Below are 14079 nucleotides of genomic sequence, written 5' to 3'. Positions count from 1 at the left end.
GGTCAGGCCGCTTCCTGCAATTGCGCGTAGCGCGCGCGTTCGATCCGCTCGACTTCCGCCGCGCTCACGTAGTAGTCCACATCGCGGTCATAGCTGCGGAGAATGAAGGTGGCCACCGCACCGAGCAGGCCGGCGACGGCGACCGGCCACATGTGCCAGACCAGCGCGAAGCACAGCAGCAGGCCGAAGGCCGACACCACGAACCCCGCCGACGTATTGCGCGGCATGTGGATGTCTTCGTAGTGGGCCGGCTGCCGCCACGCCCGGCGGGTTTCCTTGTCTTCCCAGTGCTGCTCGAGCGAGGTGATGTGCGGAATGTGGGCGAAGTTGTAGAACGGCGCCGGCGAAGCGGTCGACCATTCGAGACTGCGGCCGTCCCATGGGTCGCCGGTGAGGTCCGGATGCGTCTTGCGGTCGCGGATGCTGATGCCCAGCTGGATCAGCATGGCCACGATCCCGGCGCCGATGACGCACGCCCCGACCAGCGCCACCACCAGGTACGGATGCCAGTCGACGTTGGCGTAGTGGTTCATCCGGCGGGTCATGCCCTTGAAGCCGAGCACATAGAGCGGCATGAAGGCCAGGAAGAAGCCGCTCAGCCAGCACCAGAACGACACCTTGCCCCAGAACTCGTTGAGCTTGAAGCCGAACACCTTCGGGAACCAGAAGCTGATCGCGGCCAGGCAGCCGAAGAGCACGCCGCCGATGATGACGTTGTGGAAATGGGCTACCAGGAACAGGCTGTTGTGCAGCACGAAGTCGGCGCCCGGAACGGCCAGCAGCACGCCGGTCATGCCGCCGACGGCGAACGTGACCATGAAGCCGATGGTCCACAGGGTCGACGAATGGAAGCGGATCCGGCCCCGGTACATGGTGAACAGCCAGTTGAACAGCTTGACCCCGGTGGGGATCGAAATGATCGACGTCATGATCCCGAAAAAGGCATTGACGTTGGCTCCCGATCCCATGGTGAAGAAGTGGTGCAGCCAGACAAAGAACGACAGCACGCCGATCGAGGAGGTGGCGTACACCATCGACTTGTAGCCGAACAGGGGCTTGCGGGAGAAGGTGGCGATGATCTCGGAGAACGCACCGAACGCCGGCAGGATCAGCACGTAGACCTCGGGGTGGCCCCACACCCAGATCAGGTTCACGTACATCATCGCGTTGCCGCCGAGCTCGTTGGTGAAGAAGTGCATGCCGAGGTAGCGGTCGGCGGTGAGCAGCGCGAGCGTCGCGGTCAGGACGGGAAAGATGGCGACGATCAGGATGTTGGTGATCAGCGCGGTCCAGGTGAACACCGGCATCTTCATCAGGTTCATGCCGGGAGCACGCATGCGCAGGATCGTGACGATGAAGTTGATGCCCGTCAGCGTCGTGCCGAGGCCGGAGATCTGCAGCGACCAGATGTAGTAGTCGACGCCGGGCGTCGGGCTGTACCCGAGCTCCGATAGCGGCGGGTAGGCAACCCAGCCCGTGGCCGCGAAATCGCCGACGAACATGGACAGCATGACCAGCACCGCGCCCATGGCCGAGAGCCAGAAGCTCAGCGAGTTGACGAACGGGAAGGCCACGTCGCGCGCGCCGATCTGCAGCGGCACGATCACGTTCATCAGGCCGAGCACCAGCGGCGTGGCGACGAAGAAGATCATGATCACGCCGTGGGCGGTGAAGATCTGGTCGTAGTGGTGCGGCGGCAGATAGCCCGCGGCATCGCCGTAGGCGATCGCCTGCTGGACGCGCATCATGATGGCGTCGGCAAAGCCGCGCAGCAGCATCACCAGCGCCAGCACGATGTACATCACGCCGATCTTCTTGTGGTCGACCGAGCAGATCCACTCCGTCCACAAGGGCTTCCATCTGCCGAAGTACGTGATGGCGCCGATCAGCGCCGCGCCGAGGACCAGCACGGCCGCCAGCGTTCCCATGATGATCGGCTCATGGAGCGGGACGGCATTGAGGTTGAGTTTTCCGAACATGGCTTATTGCTCCACGCGCCCGATGGACGCGGACGGGATGGGCTGGAAGGCCTGCAGGGACTCGGGCCCGTCTGCGCGGCAGACCTGGCCGTTGGCCAGCATGTATTTGTCGACCACGCGATCGAACAGCTTCGGGGCCACCGCCGAGAAGAGGGTGACGGCGTCCCGGTTGCTTGGGCGCTCCAGGCCGCGGTAGGTCTTGAAGTCGAGCGTGTTGGCGGAGGCCTTGGCCGAGCGCACCCACGCGTCGAACGCCTCGCGCGAAGTGGCCAGTGTCTTGAAATGCATGTCGGAGAAGCCGGCACCGCTGTAGGCGGCGGACTGCCCGAGATAGACACCCGGCGTGTCGGCGATCAGGTGCAGCCGCGTCTGCATCCCCGCCATCGTATAGACCATGCTGCCCAGCTGCGGGATGAAGAACGCGTTCATCATCGACTCGGCGGTCAGGCGGAAGTTGATGGGCGTGCCGACCGGGATCGCCAGCTGGTTCAGCGAGGCGACACCGTACTGGGGATAGATGAACAGCCACTTCCAGTTCAGCGCGATGACCTCGATTTCGACCGGCTCGACTTGCGATGCCAGCGGCCGATAGGGATCGAGCTTGTGCGTCGTGTTCCAGATCAGCACGCCCAGGAAGGCCACGATCAGGCACGGGATGCCCCAGACGACGATCTCGATCGTTGTCGAGTGCGCCCAGGTCGGTGCGTACGCCGCGCGCGTATTCGTCTCGCGGTAGCGCCATGCGAACCACAGCGTCAGGACGATCACGGGAATGACGACCAGCAGCATGACGAACAGCGCGACCAGGATGAGCGATTTCTCCTGCTCGCCGATGCTGCCCTTCGGCGACAGCAGTTCGAGGTTGCAGCCGCTCAGCAGCAGGCTTGCAAGGGCGCCGAGGGCAAGCGCGGCCAGGCGCGACGGTATGGGTGAGGGCGGGGCGGCAAGCTGCCCATGTGGAGGGCTGTCTGCCGGCAAAGCGGTAGGTTTGAGCATTTCGGACACCGTGGTTACGCATCACCGGGTATCCATGCCCCTCACTTCAGGGCCGAAGCAATGACCGCCGCAGCCCTGGAAAAACACCCGGCCGCGCAAGAGATGTATGGATCCCGGCAATGATGTCTGGCATCCTATAGAAAGACAAAACCCATACAAGAAAGAAGATTCGCGCCATGGAGGCCATACAACACCGGAATGCAGGCCCTCAGTGGGATCTGAGGATCACCCGGACAGGCGGTGCGAGGTATCTACAGATCGTCGAGTTCATCGAGCAGGCGATCGGCGACGGACGGCTGGCCGCCGGAGACCGTGTGCCACCGCAGCGCAGCCTGGCCAAGGCACTCGGGGTCGATCTCACGACGGTGACGCGGGCCTATACCGAAGCCAAGCGCCGCCACCTCATCGATGCCCGGGGGGCGCTCGGCACCTTCATCGCTGCCCCGCGCGCGGAGCTTGCCCGGGTCGTGGACATGAGCATGAACGTTCCGCCGCCGCCCGCCGGACTGGACTTCCAGGACCTGCTGCGGCGAGGGCTGTCGCAAGTCCTGCTGCACAGCGACCCGCACCTGTTGATGACCTACCAGCTCGGGGGCGGCAGTCCGGCCGATCGCGCCGCCGGCGCAAGCTGGCTGGCGCAGATCGTGGGGGCGGTCGATGCATCGAGGCTGGTGGTCTGTCCCGGCGCGCAGGCGGCCCTCGCGGCCGTGATCCTGAGCCACACACGCCCCGGCGATGCCATCGTCACCGAGCCGCTGACCTACCCGGGGATCCGCGCCGCGGCTGTCCAACTCGGCCGGCGTGTCCTCACGGCCGCGTGCGACGCGGATGGGATGCGCCCCGACGCGCTCGAGGCGGCCTGTGCGCAGGGGGCCAGGCTGGCCTATCTGAACCCGACGGCGCAGAACCCGACCACGCATACCATGCCGGCCGCGCGCAGGGCCGACATTGCGCGAACGGCCGAACGATGCGGCGCCACGATCCTGGAAGACGATCCCTACTGGCTGCTGACACCGGACGCGCCGCCTCCGCTGGCCCATTTCGCGCCGGCGCAGACGTACTACGTGTCGACGCTGTCCAAAACCCTGAGTCCGGGATTACGCACCGCCTACCTTCTGCTGCCCGCGGGAACGCGCGGCGACGACCTGCTGGCGGCCCTTCGCGCATTCGCCCTGATGGCGGCCCCCGTGACCGCGGCCCTGTCCACGCAGTGGATACAGGACGGCTCGGCCCCGCAGTTGCTGGACGGCATCCGCACGGAGGCCTTCGCGCGGCGTGAACTGGCAGACCGGTGGCTCAGCGGGATCGGGCAGGCGCCGCCGACAGGCATTCACGTGTGGCACCGTCTGCCAGACCATTGGTCCACGCACCAACTGACCCGCGCCGCACTGGCGGAAGACCTGCGTGTCACTCCGTCCGACGCTTTTTGCGATGGGCCGAACCCGCCCAATGCGATCCGCATTTCGCTGGGCGGCGTCGACGATCGGGCGCAGCTGTCGCTGGCGCTGCGGAAACTGGCCGTCTTGCTGGAGCGCAAGCCGGCCATCGGCGGGGAGCTCGTGGTCTGAACGGGGAAGCCTCTCCGCAACGTTGACCGACATTTCCGCCGCGATCCGTTGGCCGCCGACCATCCCGGATGGTCGCCTTGTCGCCACCGCCGTACATCGTCGAGATCGGCAGGCGTACGACAGGCTGCCGCCCGGCCGGCGTAGCAGCCCCGTCCTGATCGAGGGCAGCGGGAGCCGCCCTCGGTGCCTGGCACCTGCACGAATCTACATTTCAGACTTCTTGCTCAGCGTGCTGGAATCAACGTGAACAAATTTCTTTCCGTAGATCGTCAGGCTGGTTTTCTGAGAATACGTGAGCGTCCCATCCTGATTGAGGCTCAAGTCAATGGAAAAATCATGCGTTTTTCCATTTTTCTGCATGAAAGAGTGCTCGGCGAATGGCCCTGACGTACTGACATTGAATGCATTCTGATTTTTCAGCCGCCCCTCCGCGGTCGCGCAAACGCCACGCGGAATGCAGAATGAATCAATGATCATGTTGTTCTTTTTGTCCCATATCCAGTATCCGACCTGGTCGTGAAACAGCTTGTTGTCGGATTTTCGAAAAACCTGCTGGTGGTAGCTCACGGAGACCAGGTCCTGCTCGCTCGCATTGGTCGCGCTGGGCCCGTCCGTAATCACGATCTTTTCAAAATAGGGGCTGGATGCCGCTGATCCAGGCGGCAGGCCAGCCTTCTTTTGGGCCGGCGCGACGTCAATCCCCTTGTCGCCCTCCCAAACACCAATAAGCTTCGCCAGGGGGTTGATTTCGGTGGAATCGTTTTTGGCGTGGGCAATTCCAAGGCAACTCATGGCCACGGCGGCCGCAAGGATTTTTTTCATGACGGATCCCGGTTTCAAAATAGAGAAATTAAAAAATGACTGCAATGAAAACCCGGTGACTCTACCCAAAGCCAGAATCGGACGGCTTGATGATCATCAATGTGAATCAGTTGCAGGCGACAAAACTCCCCGCGCCAGGATGTGCAAGGGGCTGAAATAGGAATAATTAATTGAAATGATTGAAGTGGGCTATTGCAAGTCGGGGCGCCGGCCAAAACCGATAAGTCCAAGCAATGAGAAGAACAATGACAAGCAAGACAAAGCGGGCGCGGCACACGCTCGAATTCAAGCTGGACGTGACGCACCATCGTGCTCACGGGAGAAGGCCTTGCCGATCTTGGTTGACGCGAAAAGATGCCGGACTGAGCGCCGACAGGCCGGCATCACGCGAAGCGGTTGCAGCGATGGCTGATGCGTTTTTACGGAAGGTGGTTTCGTGCTCTGACAAAGCTATTGCGATAAGAAGACTTATCGCTATGTGCCTCAACGCAGACCGATCGGAGTGATCGTCCTCCAATGGCCCGGAAGCGGACACCCTGGGCCGGGTCGGCCAGCGGCCGCTGTGCTGTGGTCAGCGAGTCCGTCTGCCTGAAGGACCGCAGCGGGACCGCAACGGTCGACATCACCATCGTTGCGCGTAATCGGCCACTCGGTGCCATGCCGGATTTTTGCAACACACCGCGCCGACGACTACGAAACACTGCGGCCTTGGCGGCTGGCCGCGTCCGCCGGCTAACGCACAGACGCTCGCTTCGAGCAAGCCACGTCATCTATTGCGTGCCGACCATCCAAGCGGCGAAGCGTTGCATTCCCTCTTAATTGACATCACAATGTCAAATGGGTTCCATGGGGCCAATTAGGTTTCCAGGCCCGATCGCAAGGAGTCCCATGTATTTTGATTCGTCCTTTCCGGCAGACACGCTTCGCTGGCTGCGCGCGGGTGTCGTCCTGCCGCTGGCCTTGGTGGCAGGCGCCTGCGCTCAGTTCCCCGAGGCCAGCGAGCGGCCCACCCCGCAAACACCGGAAGGGCTGCACAGCGCGTCCAGCCTTGCGGCATCTGCCGTCGCGTGGCCCGATGATCATTGGTGGCAAGCCTATGGCGATGCCCAGCTCAATGCCCTGATTGGAGAAGCACTGCGCGACTCGCCGGACATGGCCGCTGCCGCCGCCCGCCTGCGCGGGGCCGAAGCTGCCGGGGCCGTGGCGGGTGCCGCCTTGCTTCCTCAGGTGAGCGCCAACGCCTCCGCTGCCCGCCAACGCCAGAGCGGCTCTAGCGACTGGAATGAGGTCGGCCGCGCCACCCTCGATTTCAGTTGGGAAATCGACTTCTGGGGCCGCAACCGCGCGAGTCTGGCCGCCGCGACCTCCGACCTGGAAGCCAGCCGCGCCGACGCGGCCCAGGCCCGGCTGACGCTGGCGAGCGCCATCGCCTCCAGCTACGCCGACCTGGCCGGGTTGTATGCAGTGCGGGACGCCGATGAAGCGGCGCTGGCCGTGCGTCGGCACAGCGCGCAACTGTTCACCGAACGTTTTGCGAGCGGGCTGGAAACCCGCAGCGGCGTCAAGCAGGCCGAAGCCCTGTTGGCCAGCGCCGAGGGCGAGTTGCTGCGCGTGGACGAAAGCATCGGCCTCACGCGCCATGCCCTGGCCGCGCTGGTGGGGGCGGGGCCGGATCGGGGCCTGACGATCCGGCGGCCCAGCGTCGCCATCCGCAGTCCCGAGGGTCTGCCTGCGGAGCTGGCCGTGAATCTGCTGGGGCGCCGCCCGGACGTGGTGGCCGCGCGCCTTCAAGCAGAGGCGCAGGCGCATCGCATCGACAGCAAGCGCGCCGAGTTCTACCCCAACGTCAATCTCTCCGCGTTCATCGGCTTCGAGTCCATCGGGCTGTCCAACCTGTTCAAGTCGGGTTCGCGCATCGGCAGCATCGGGCCGGCGGTGTCGCTGCCCATCTTCAACGGCGGTCGCCTGCGCGGGGAGTTGAAGCGCGCGCAGGCGTCCTATGACGAGGCCGTCGCCAACTACAACCGCACGCTGACCCAGGCCCTGCAGGACGTGGCCGATGCCTGGCTGAGCCGCAAGGCATTGGCTCCCCGGCTGGCGAAGGCGGAAGAAGCCTTCAGGGCCGCCGAGCAAGCCTACCGCGTCACACTCAACCGCTACGAAGGCGGCCTCGCCAGCTACCTGGAAGTCCTCACCGCGCAGGACACCCTGCTGACCAACCAGCGTGCCCTGACCGATCTGCAATCCCGCGCCTTCACGCTGGACGTTGCCATGACCCGCGCCCTGGGCGGCGGCTACCGCGCGCCCCGCAGCTAAGAACCCTCAAGAAACGAGAGCACCATGTCCGACAACAACCAAACGGCCGACGCCACTGCGGCTGCGCCTTCCAAGCAACGCCGCGCCCGGCTCTTTCTGATCCTGGCTGCTGTGGTGGCCGCAGGCGCCATCGGCGGCACGGCCTACTGGCAGCTCTATGCCTCGCGCTTCGTCTCCACCGACAACGCCTATGCCGCCGTCGAAATCGCCCAGGTGACGCCCGCCATCGATGGCACGATCGCCGAAGTGCGTGTCAGCGACACCCAGGCGGTCAAGAAGGGCGACGTGCTGGTGGTGATCGACCCGACCGACGCCAAGCTGGCGCTGGAACAGGCCGAGGCCCAACTGGGCAGCGCCGTGCGCCGGGTGCGCGGCTACGTCGCCAACGACAGCAGCCTGGGTGCGCAGATCATCGCCAGAGAGGCGGACGAGAAGCGCGCCGCGGCCGACCTGTTCTCGGCGCAAGCCGACTTCGAGCGGGCCAAGATCGACCTGCGCCGCCGTGAGGCGCTGGTAGCCTCCGGCTCGGTCTCGGGCGAGGAACTGACCAAAGCCCGCAACGCCCACGCCACGGCGGATGCGGCGCTGGCCGCTGCCCGCGCCGCATCCGCTCAGGCGCGGGCAAATCGCAATGCCGCCGTGGGTTCGCGGCAGGCCAACGCGGTGCTGATCGCCAACGCCACGGAAGACACCAACCCCGAAGTCGCCCTGGCCCGCGCCAAGCGGGATCAGGCCGCGGTCGATCTGGGCCGCACCGTCATTCGCGCGCCGGTGGACGGCGTGGTCGCCAAGCGCCAGGTGCAGCTCGGCCAGCGGGTGAAGTCCGGCACGGCGCTGCTGTCCATCGTGCCGGTGCAGGACATGCACGTGGATGCCAACTTCAAGGAAGTGCAGTTGGAGAACGTGCGAATCGGCCAGCCCGCCACCGTCAAGGCTGACATCTACGGCGGCTCGGCCAGCTACCGCGGCGTGGTGGAAGGCTTCTCCGGTGGCTCCGGCGCGGCGTTCGCGGCCATTCCCGCCCAGAACGCCACGGGCAACTGGATCAAGGTGGTGCAGCGCCTGCCCGTGCGCATCAAGCTCGATGCGGCGGAGCTGGAAAAGCACCCGCTGAAAGTGGGGCTGTCGATGGTGGTCACGATCGACACCAGCGCCTCCGGTAGCCAGGCCACCCAGGCCCGTCGGTAAAGGAGGGGCCTCATGACTACCCCGTCTTCAGACAGCCAGGCGCCCCTGACCGGGGGAATGCTGTGGTTGGCGGCCATTGTTCTCGCGGCGGCCAACTTCGTCGCCGTGCTGGACATGACCATCGCCAACGTCTCGGTTCCCAACATCTCCGGCAATCTCGGGGTCTCGACGAGTCAGGGCACCTGGGTCATCACGTCCTACGCCGTGGCCGAAGCCATCCTCGTGCCGCTCACCGGTTGGCTGGCATCGCGCTTCGGCACGGTGAGGGTGTTTGCCGTGGCAATGGGATGTTTCGGCCTGTTCTCGGCCCTGTGCGGCCTGGCCCTTTCGTTGGGGATGCTGGTGGCAGCGCGCATCTGCCAGGGGCTGGCCGGCGGGCCGCTGATGCCGCTGTCGCAAACGCTGCTGCTGCGCATTTTTCCGAAGGAGAAGGCGGGGGCTGCCATCGGCCTGTGGTCGATGACGACCATCGTGGCCCCGGTGCTTGGCCCCATTCTGGGCGGCTACCTATGCGATGAATACAGCTGGCCCTGGATCTTCTACATCAACCTGCCCATCGCTGTGGGCTGCGCCTGGGCGGCGTGGAAGATGCTGGCGCGCTACGAATCGCCCATTGCCCGCAACCCCATCGACAAGGTGGGGCTGGCCTTGCTGGTGCTGTGGGTGGGCTCGCTGCAAATCATGCTCGACGAGGGCAAGCAACTGGACTGGTTCGCTTCCTCGACCATCGCCGGCTTGGCGGTCGTCGCCGCCATCGGCTTCGCGGCCTTCCTGATCTGGGAGCTGCACGCCGAGCATCCGGCGGTGAACCTGCGGGTGTTTCGGCACCGTGGGTTTTCCGCCAGCGTGCTGACTATCAGTCTGGCCTTTGGCGCGTTTTTCGGCGCGAATGTGCTCACGCCGCAATGGTTGCAGAGCTTCATGGGCTACACCGCGCTGGAGGCGGGCAAGACTACCGCCTGGAGCGGCTTCTTCGCGCTGTTCGCGGCGCCCATCGCGGCAGGGCTCGGGGGCAAGGTCGACGCGCGCAAGCTGGTCTTCGGCGGGGTCATCTGGCTGGGCATCATCACCCTGTGGCGCACCGTCGCCACCACCGACATGACCTACTGGCAGGTGGCCGTGCCGCTGATGGCGATGGGGCTGGGCATTCCCTTCTTCTTCGTGCCCACCACGGGCCTGGCGATGGCCAGCGTGGACGAGGAAGAAATGGCTTCCGCCGCCGGGCTGATGAACTTCCTGCGCACCTTGTCGGGGGCCTTCGCGACCTCGCTCATCACCACGCTGTGGGATGACCGCGCCACGCTCCATCACGCGGAACTGGTCGGCGTGTCCGACGGCGACGGCAGCGTGCGCACGATGCTGGAGGGGGCGGGCTCCACCTTGGACGCCATCAACCAGTCCATCGACCAGCTCCTCACCAGCCAAAGCGTGATGCTGGCCACCAACGACATCATGGCCTGGGTGGGCGTGGCCTTCGTGCTGGCGGCGAGCGCCATCTGGCTTGCGCCCAAGCCACGCAGGACGGTGGCGCCGGGCACCGGGGGGCATTGATATGGTTTGGGGCCAGTCCTTGCGCTTCGCGTTCCGACCAGGGCTGCCGCGAGCGGGGCAGGGCCCATGCGCGGCGGACCTTCAATCCGGACTTCGACTGGCAGTCACGGGCCATGCCGGATGTCTTGATGGCCACGGAGCCGAAGGCGCTGTAGTCAGTCCGCGTCCCCATCCTCGTCGAGTTTCACGCGCAGGGCCGCGATGACCTTGTGCATCGTCTTGATGTCCTCGACGGCAAGACCTTTCGCCAGCCCATTGATCCAGGGCGTCTGCAACTGCATGGCCGCCCCGTAAGCCTGTTTTCCCTTCTCGGTCATGACGACGAGCTGCGCACGCTTGTGGTGCGGATTGGCCTCGAAGGCGACCAGACCCTCTTTCTCCAGGTCGTTGACGATACGCTGAACGTTCTGGCGGTTGGCCCCCATGTCGCGGGCCAGCCAGGCGACAGGCTGCGGCCGATCCACCGCGTTGACGGTGCCGAGGATCTGCCAGCGGGCACTGGTCAGGCCCAGGTCGGCCACCAGTCGGTCGCCCGCCGTGAGCACCTGGCTGTTGAGTCTGAACAGGTCAAGGATAAGGCCGCTCAGGGCGGCGCCTGCCGGGGTGTGCTTAAGGGGTTTCATTCGTCATCGTGTTGTACAATTGACATCATAATGTCAATATGATCCATGTCAATCATACCCTTCCTTCACCCATCCCACCAAGGAGCGCCTCATGCACGCCATACGCCCCATGGACCCCAACTTTCCCATCCAGCGCCAGGTTGAGCTGGATGCTTCCCCCGTCGTGCTGGTCAACCTGCTCCTTCTGGACAAGGCCGACGAAGAAGCCTTCCTGCGTGTCTGGCAAGACGACGCGAACTTCATGAAGCGGCAGCCGGGGTTCATCTCAACCCAACTGCACCGCGCCATCGGCGACAGCCCGGCATACCTCAACTACGCGGTCTGGGAATCGAATGCGCATTTCCGGGCGGCGTTCATGCATCCGGAGTTCCGCGCGAAGCTCTCGGATTACCCGTCCTCGGCGGTCGCGTCGCCGCACCTGTTCGGCGCAGCGTTGCCGGATTTCCATGCGTTTGCGCCACGGGTGCTGCACGGTATCGGGGCTCGCCTCTTGTTGCTGATGGCGCTGGTGCATGCCGGCGCCGCGCTTTATCACCACTTCATTCGCCGGGACGGCCTGCTCCGGCGCATGTGGTTCGGCAAATGACGCAGCGCGACAATCCGTGTGCCCGCGCTCCGCCGCCGGGTGGCAATCATGAGGGGCGCCTCATGAAGCGTATGGGCTTCGTTGTGAGCGGTTGAAGGCGGCCCTGATTGCCTGCCATTCAAGATGTCACTGATGAACACACGTGGGGCAGGCCCCTGGATCTCCGGACACAGCCCCCCCTTAAGGGCTTCCTTGCCACGCGCGCCCGCGGCTTCGGCGAGTGGGGCAGGGTGGAAGCCTTCGAGACGGCCGCCCAAGCCATGCGGGAAGGGCGCCAGGGGCCGTCGAAGGCTTGAAGCCCAACCCTGCGCTCGATCAAGCGATCCGCAACTAGGCTTGCTGTGCAGGAACGCCCTTTTCCAGTTTGGTTTGAAGGGCCATCAACACCCGGCGCATGATCTCGATATCCTCGGGGGGAATTCCGCGGGCCAGCTCGTTCATCCATGGCGCCCCCAGGTTCACGGCCCGGTTGTGAACGTTTTGACCGCTGGCAGTCAGCATGACCAGCGGAGCCCGCCGGTGATGGGGGTTGTTGGCGAATTCCACGAACCCGTCCCGGGCCAGGTCGTGGACGATGCGCTGAACATTCTGACGGTTCGCGCCCATGTCTCTGGCCAGCCAAGCCACGGGCTGCGGTCTTTCTGCTGCCACGATGGTGCCGAGCACCTGCCAGCGTGAACTGCTCAGGCCCAGGTCTGCGACCAGCCGGTCGCCCTCGGTGAGCATGCCGCTGGCCACCTTGAACAAGTACAGCGCCGAGGTGCCCAAGGCTGCGCCGGCGGGTGTTCTTTCCTGAGCTTTCATCTATCCCTATCTGCTTGCAAGATAGCGGACAATCATGACCAATTGACATTTGATTGTCAAATTGACACAATAAATCATTCAAATGCGAACCGTATCTCAGGTTCAGCCGAGTCTCACCTTAGTCGATAGGAAATCCCCATGAGCAAAGCGCCTCTCCACGCAGTAGCGGGAACGCTGGCGATGCTGCTGATCGCCACTTTCTGGACATCCACAGCGGTGTCCGAGCTGTTCCTTGACGCCACTGCCGTGGCAACCGTCAAACGCTGCATCGCCCTGTACGGGCTAGCCTGTCTCGTGGCGTTGATGGCCATGACGGGGGGCTCAGGCTTCGCACTGGGCAGGGGGCGCAAGGGCCGTCTGATCGAAGAGAAGAAAAAGCGCATGCCTCTGATTGGCGCCAATGGCGCCCTGGTCATGATTCCGGCGGCCATCTTCCTGCATGACCGGGCGGCATCCGGCGTGTTCGACACGTGGTTCTACGCCGTCCAGGCGCTGGAGCTGGCCGTCGGGCTGGTTCAGCTCACCATGATGGGCAAGAATTTCCGCGCGGGCTTGCGCTTGGCGGGTCGTTTGCGCACACGGTCTAACGTGTGAGCGGGCTCGCTGCGCCCTCGGAGCTGGCGCTGATTCGTGGACATCCGGAACTCGACGTAGTCATTCGGTGATGTGGCGAGGAATGCCGAGAGCATCCAGTCGCTCCATTGATCGCCTTTGAGCAAGAGCCTTGCGGCGTCGGCCAGATCGAGCAGACCGTCCGGCTTGCGCGTCGTCGCCGAGTTCGCGGGAATGGCCGTGGCTGCGACGTCGAACACTGTGCTGCACGCAGCGCCTTCTGTCGTGCTTTCCAGATCGGCCAAATATTTAACATAAGATAAATTATGCGACGCCAATTTGTTAGGGATTTTTTCTAATGTCGTACTTGGGATGAATTCAGATGTCGTACCCCGTCCTTGATCGTGCCAAGCTGGCGGCCTTGCCGCCGAGCCAGGAGCGCAATCATGGGCCGACCCGACACGATCACCATGAGCATGCGGGAACTGGATCGCTGCAAGGTTATTCAAGCCGTGGCCGATGACGGCCTGATGGTCTGGCGCGCCGCGGAGAAGCTCGGGATCTCCAAGCGTCAAGTCGAACGGCTGGTGCTACGTTATCGCGAGGATGGGCCACAGGGATTGTGCTCGCGTAAATGGGGCCAACCAGGTCACCACCAACTGCCGCCCGGCCTCGAATCCCGCGTGTGTGGCCTGATCCGCGACAGCTATGCGGACTTCGGCCCGACCCTGGCGGCCGAGAAGCTGCGTGAGCGCCACGGCATCGAGATTTCCAAGGCCTGCGTGAGCCGGATCTGGTCAAACGCCTGTCGCTGCAGCAGGCCAATGCCCAGCTGCGGAGCCGACTGAAAGCGCATACCGCCACGGTCCCACGGCCCAAAGGGATCAAGGACATCGCGTCCTTCAATGCCTATCAGGACGAAGCGGCGCCCCTGGATTCGCAGTCCCCGACAACTATTCGCGCGCCGGGATCGCTTGCCGCGCATGCGTTGCTAGACTTCCCCACCACTGAGAAAGGCCATTCCGCCCTTTCCGCATCCCGTTCCCGCATTGCGCAATCGCCACTTCAATCGCTGTGAAGTCGAGCGCGCCCCG

The 14079-nt window shown here is 64.4% G+C and carries 11 protein-coding genes and 2 pseudogenes; 8 read left to right on the top strand and 5 right to left on the bottom strand.

Annotation, left to right across the window (positions count from 1 at the left end; genetic code table 11):
* Positions 1-2: 2 nt before the first annotated feature.
* Complete coding sequence (gene cyoB / locus GO999_RS08910; protein WP_118872241.1) at positions 3-1979, bottom strand: cytochrome o ubiquinol oxidase subunit I; 1977 nt, start codon at positions 1977-1979, stop codon at positions 3-5.
* Between the two features lie 3 nt (positions 1980-1982).
* Positions 1983-2975: a ubiquinol oxidase subunit II gene (gene cyoA / locus GO999_RS08905; protein WP_118872240.1), complete on the bottom strand. Its 993-nt coding sequence runs from the start codon at positions 2973-2975 to the stop codon at positions 1983-1985.
* 176 nt (positions 2976-3151) lie between these two features.
* On the opposite strand from cyoA, the gene GO999_RS08900 reads away from it, so the two are divergent.
* Positions 3152-4543 (top strand): aminotransferase-like domain-containing protein, encoded by a 1392-nt coding sequence (locus GO999_RS08900; protein ID WP_118872239.1) that lies wholly within the window; start codon positions 3152-3154, stop codon positions 4541-4543.
* A 204-nt stretch (positions 4544-4747) separates the two neighbouring features.
* Here the strand turns inward: GO999_RS08900 and GO999_RS08895 are convergent, their stop codons facing one another.
* On the bottom strand, positions 4748-5365 hold the full coding sequence (locus GO999_RS08895; RefSeq protein WP_071013836.1) for an FABP family protein: 618 nt from the start codon (positions 5363-5365) through the stop codon (positions 4748-4750).
* On the opposite strand from GO999_RS08895, the gene GO999_RS08890 reads away from it, so the two are divergent.
* The 4 genes from GO999_RS08890 (at position 5364) to GO999_RS08875 (ending at position 10420) form a co-directional block, all read left to right on the top strand.
* The gene (locus GO999_RS08890) at positions 5364-5525 is read left to right on the top strand and encodes a hypothetical protein (RefSeq protein ID WP_155772875.1); all 162 of its coding nucleotides are present in this window, start codon (positions 5364-5366) and stop codon (positions 5523-5525) included. The two genes, GO999_RS08895 and GO999_RS08890, sit on opposite strands and share 2 nt — an antisense overlap.
* Positions 5526-6253: 728 nt before the next feature.
* Positions 6254-7681 carry an efflux transporter outer membrane subunit gene (locus tag GO999_RS08885; protein WP_211906146.1) on the top strand — a complete coding sequence of 476 codons (1428 nt, stop codon included), beginning with the start codon at positions 6254-6256 and terminating at the stop codon, positions 7679-7681.
* Between the two features lie 24 nt (positions 7682-7705).
* A complete protein-coding gene (locus tag GO999_RS08880; RefSeq protein WP_118872236.1) occupies positions 7706-8869 on the top strand; it encodes an HlyD family secretion protein in 1164 nt (387 codons plus the stop codon).
* 12 nt (positions 8870-8881) lie between these two features.
* The gene (locus tag GO999_RS08875) at positions 8882-10420 is read left to right on the top strand and encodes a DHA2 family efflux MFS transporter permease subunit (protein WP_011001790.1); all 1539 of its coding nucleotides are present in this window, start codon (positions 8882-8884) and stop codon (positions 10418-10420) included.
* A 155-nt stretch (positions 10421-10575) separates the two neighbouring features.
* On the opposite strand, the gene GO999_RS08870 is transcribed toward GO999_RS08875, so the two are convergent.
* Positions 10576-11043, bottom strand: coding sequence for a MarR family winged helix-turn-helix transcriptional regulator (locus GO999_RS08870; RefSeq protein ID WP_011001789.1), 468 nt, complete (start codon positions 11041-11043; stop codon positions 10576-10578).
* 91 nt (positions 11044-11134) lie between these two features.
* Between GO999_RS08870 and GO999_RS08865 the strand changes: the two are divergent.
* A pseudogene (locus GO999_RS08865) lies at positions 11135-11467 on the top strand (antibiotic biosynthesis monooxygenase family protein); the annotation flags it as partial.
* Between the two features lie 492 nt (positions 11468-11959).
* On the opposite strand, the gene GO999_RS08860 reads toward GO999_RS08865, so the two are convergent.
* On the bottom strand, positions 11960-12433 hold the full coding sequence (locus GO999_RS08860; protein WP_011001787.1) for a MarR family winged helix-turn-helix transcriptional regulator: 474 nt from the start codon (positions 12431-12433) through the stop codon (positions 11960-11962).
* 138 nt (positions 12434-12571) lie between these two features.
* Here GO999_RS08860 and GO999_RS08855 point away from each other — a divergent pair, with 138 nt between their 5' ends.
* Together GO999_RS08855 and GO999_RS08850 are read left to right on the top strand one after the other, a co-directional pair.
* Positions 12572-13027 (top strand): hypothetical protein, encoded by a 456-nt coding sequence (locus GO999_RS08855; protein ID WP_016723066.1) that lies wholly within the window; start codon positions 12572-12574, stop codon positions 13025-13027.
* 404 nt (positions 13028-13431) lie between these two features.
* Positions 13432-13791 (top strand): annotated as a pseudogene (locus GO999_RS08850) (helix-turn-helix domain-containing protein); the annotation flags it as partial.
* Positions 13792-14079 lie beyond the last annotated feature (288 nt).

It is taken from the genome of Ralstonia nicotianae (genome assembly GCF_018243235.1).
Taxonomy (GTDB): Bacteria; Pseudomonadota; Gammaproteobacteria; order Burkholderiales; family Burkholderiaceae; genus Ralstonia; species Ralstonia nicotianae.
Note: the sequence above shows the minus strand (reverse complement) of the source record. Positions and strands in the feature narration are given on the sequence as shown.

What these genes read in the sequence shown, in the direction of transcription:
- cyoB (WP_118872241.1), bottom strand. Translation starts at nt 1,979, where the DNA reads ATGTTCGGAAAACTCAACCTCAATGCCGTCCCGCTCCATGAGCCGATC.
- cyoA (WP_118872240.1), bottom strand. Translation starts at nt 2,975, where the DNA reads ATGCTCAAACCTACCGCTTTGCCGGCAGACAGCCCTCCACATGGGCAG.
- GO999_RS08900 (WP_118872239.1), top strand. Translation starts at nt 3,152, where the DNA reads ATGGAGGCCATACAACACCGGAATGCAGGCCCTCAGTGGGATCTGAGG.
- GO999_RS08890 (WP_155772875.1), top strand. Translation starts at nt 5,364, where the DNA reads ATGACGGATCCCGGTTTCAAAATAGAGAAATTAAAAAATGACTGCAAT.
- GO999_RS08895 (WP_071013836.1), bottom strand. Translation starts at nt 5,365, where the DNA reads ATGAAAAAAATCCTTGCGGCCGCCGTGGCCATGAGTTGCCTTGGAATT.
- GO999_RS08885 (WP_211906146.1), top strand. Translation starts at nt 6,254, where the DNA reads ATGTATTTTGATTCGTCCTTTCCGGCAGACACGCTTCGCTGGCTGCGC.
- GO999_RS08880 (WP_118872236.1), top strand. Translation starts at nt 7,706, where the DNA reads ATGTCCGACAACAACCAAACGGCCGACGCCACTGCGGCTGCGCCTTCC.
- GO999_RS08875 (WP_011001790.1), top strand. Translation starts at nt 8,882, where the DNA reads ATGACTACCCCGTCTTCAGACAGCCAGGCGCCCCTGACCGGGGGAATG.
- GO999_RS08870 (WP_011001789.1), bottom strand. Translation starts at nt 11,043, where the DNA reads ATGAAACCCCTTAAGCACACCCCGGCAGGCGCCGCCCTGAGCGGCCTT.
- GO999_RS08860 (WP_011001787.1), bottom strand. Translation starts at nt 12,433, where the DNA reads ATGAAAGCTCAGGAAAGAACACCCGCCGGCGCAGCCTTGGGCACCTCG.
- GO999_RS08855 (WP_016723066.1), top strand. Translation starts at nt 12,572, where the DNA reads ATGAGCAAAGCGCCTCTCCACGCAGTAGCGGGAACGCTGGCGATGCTG.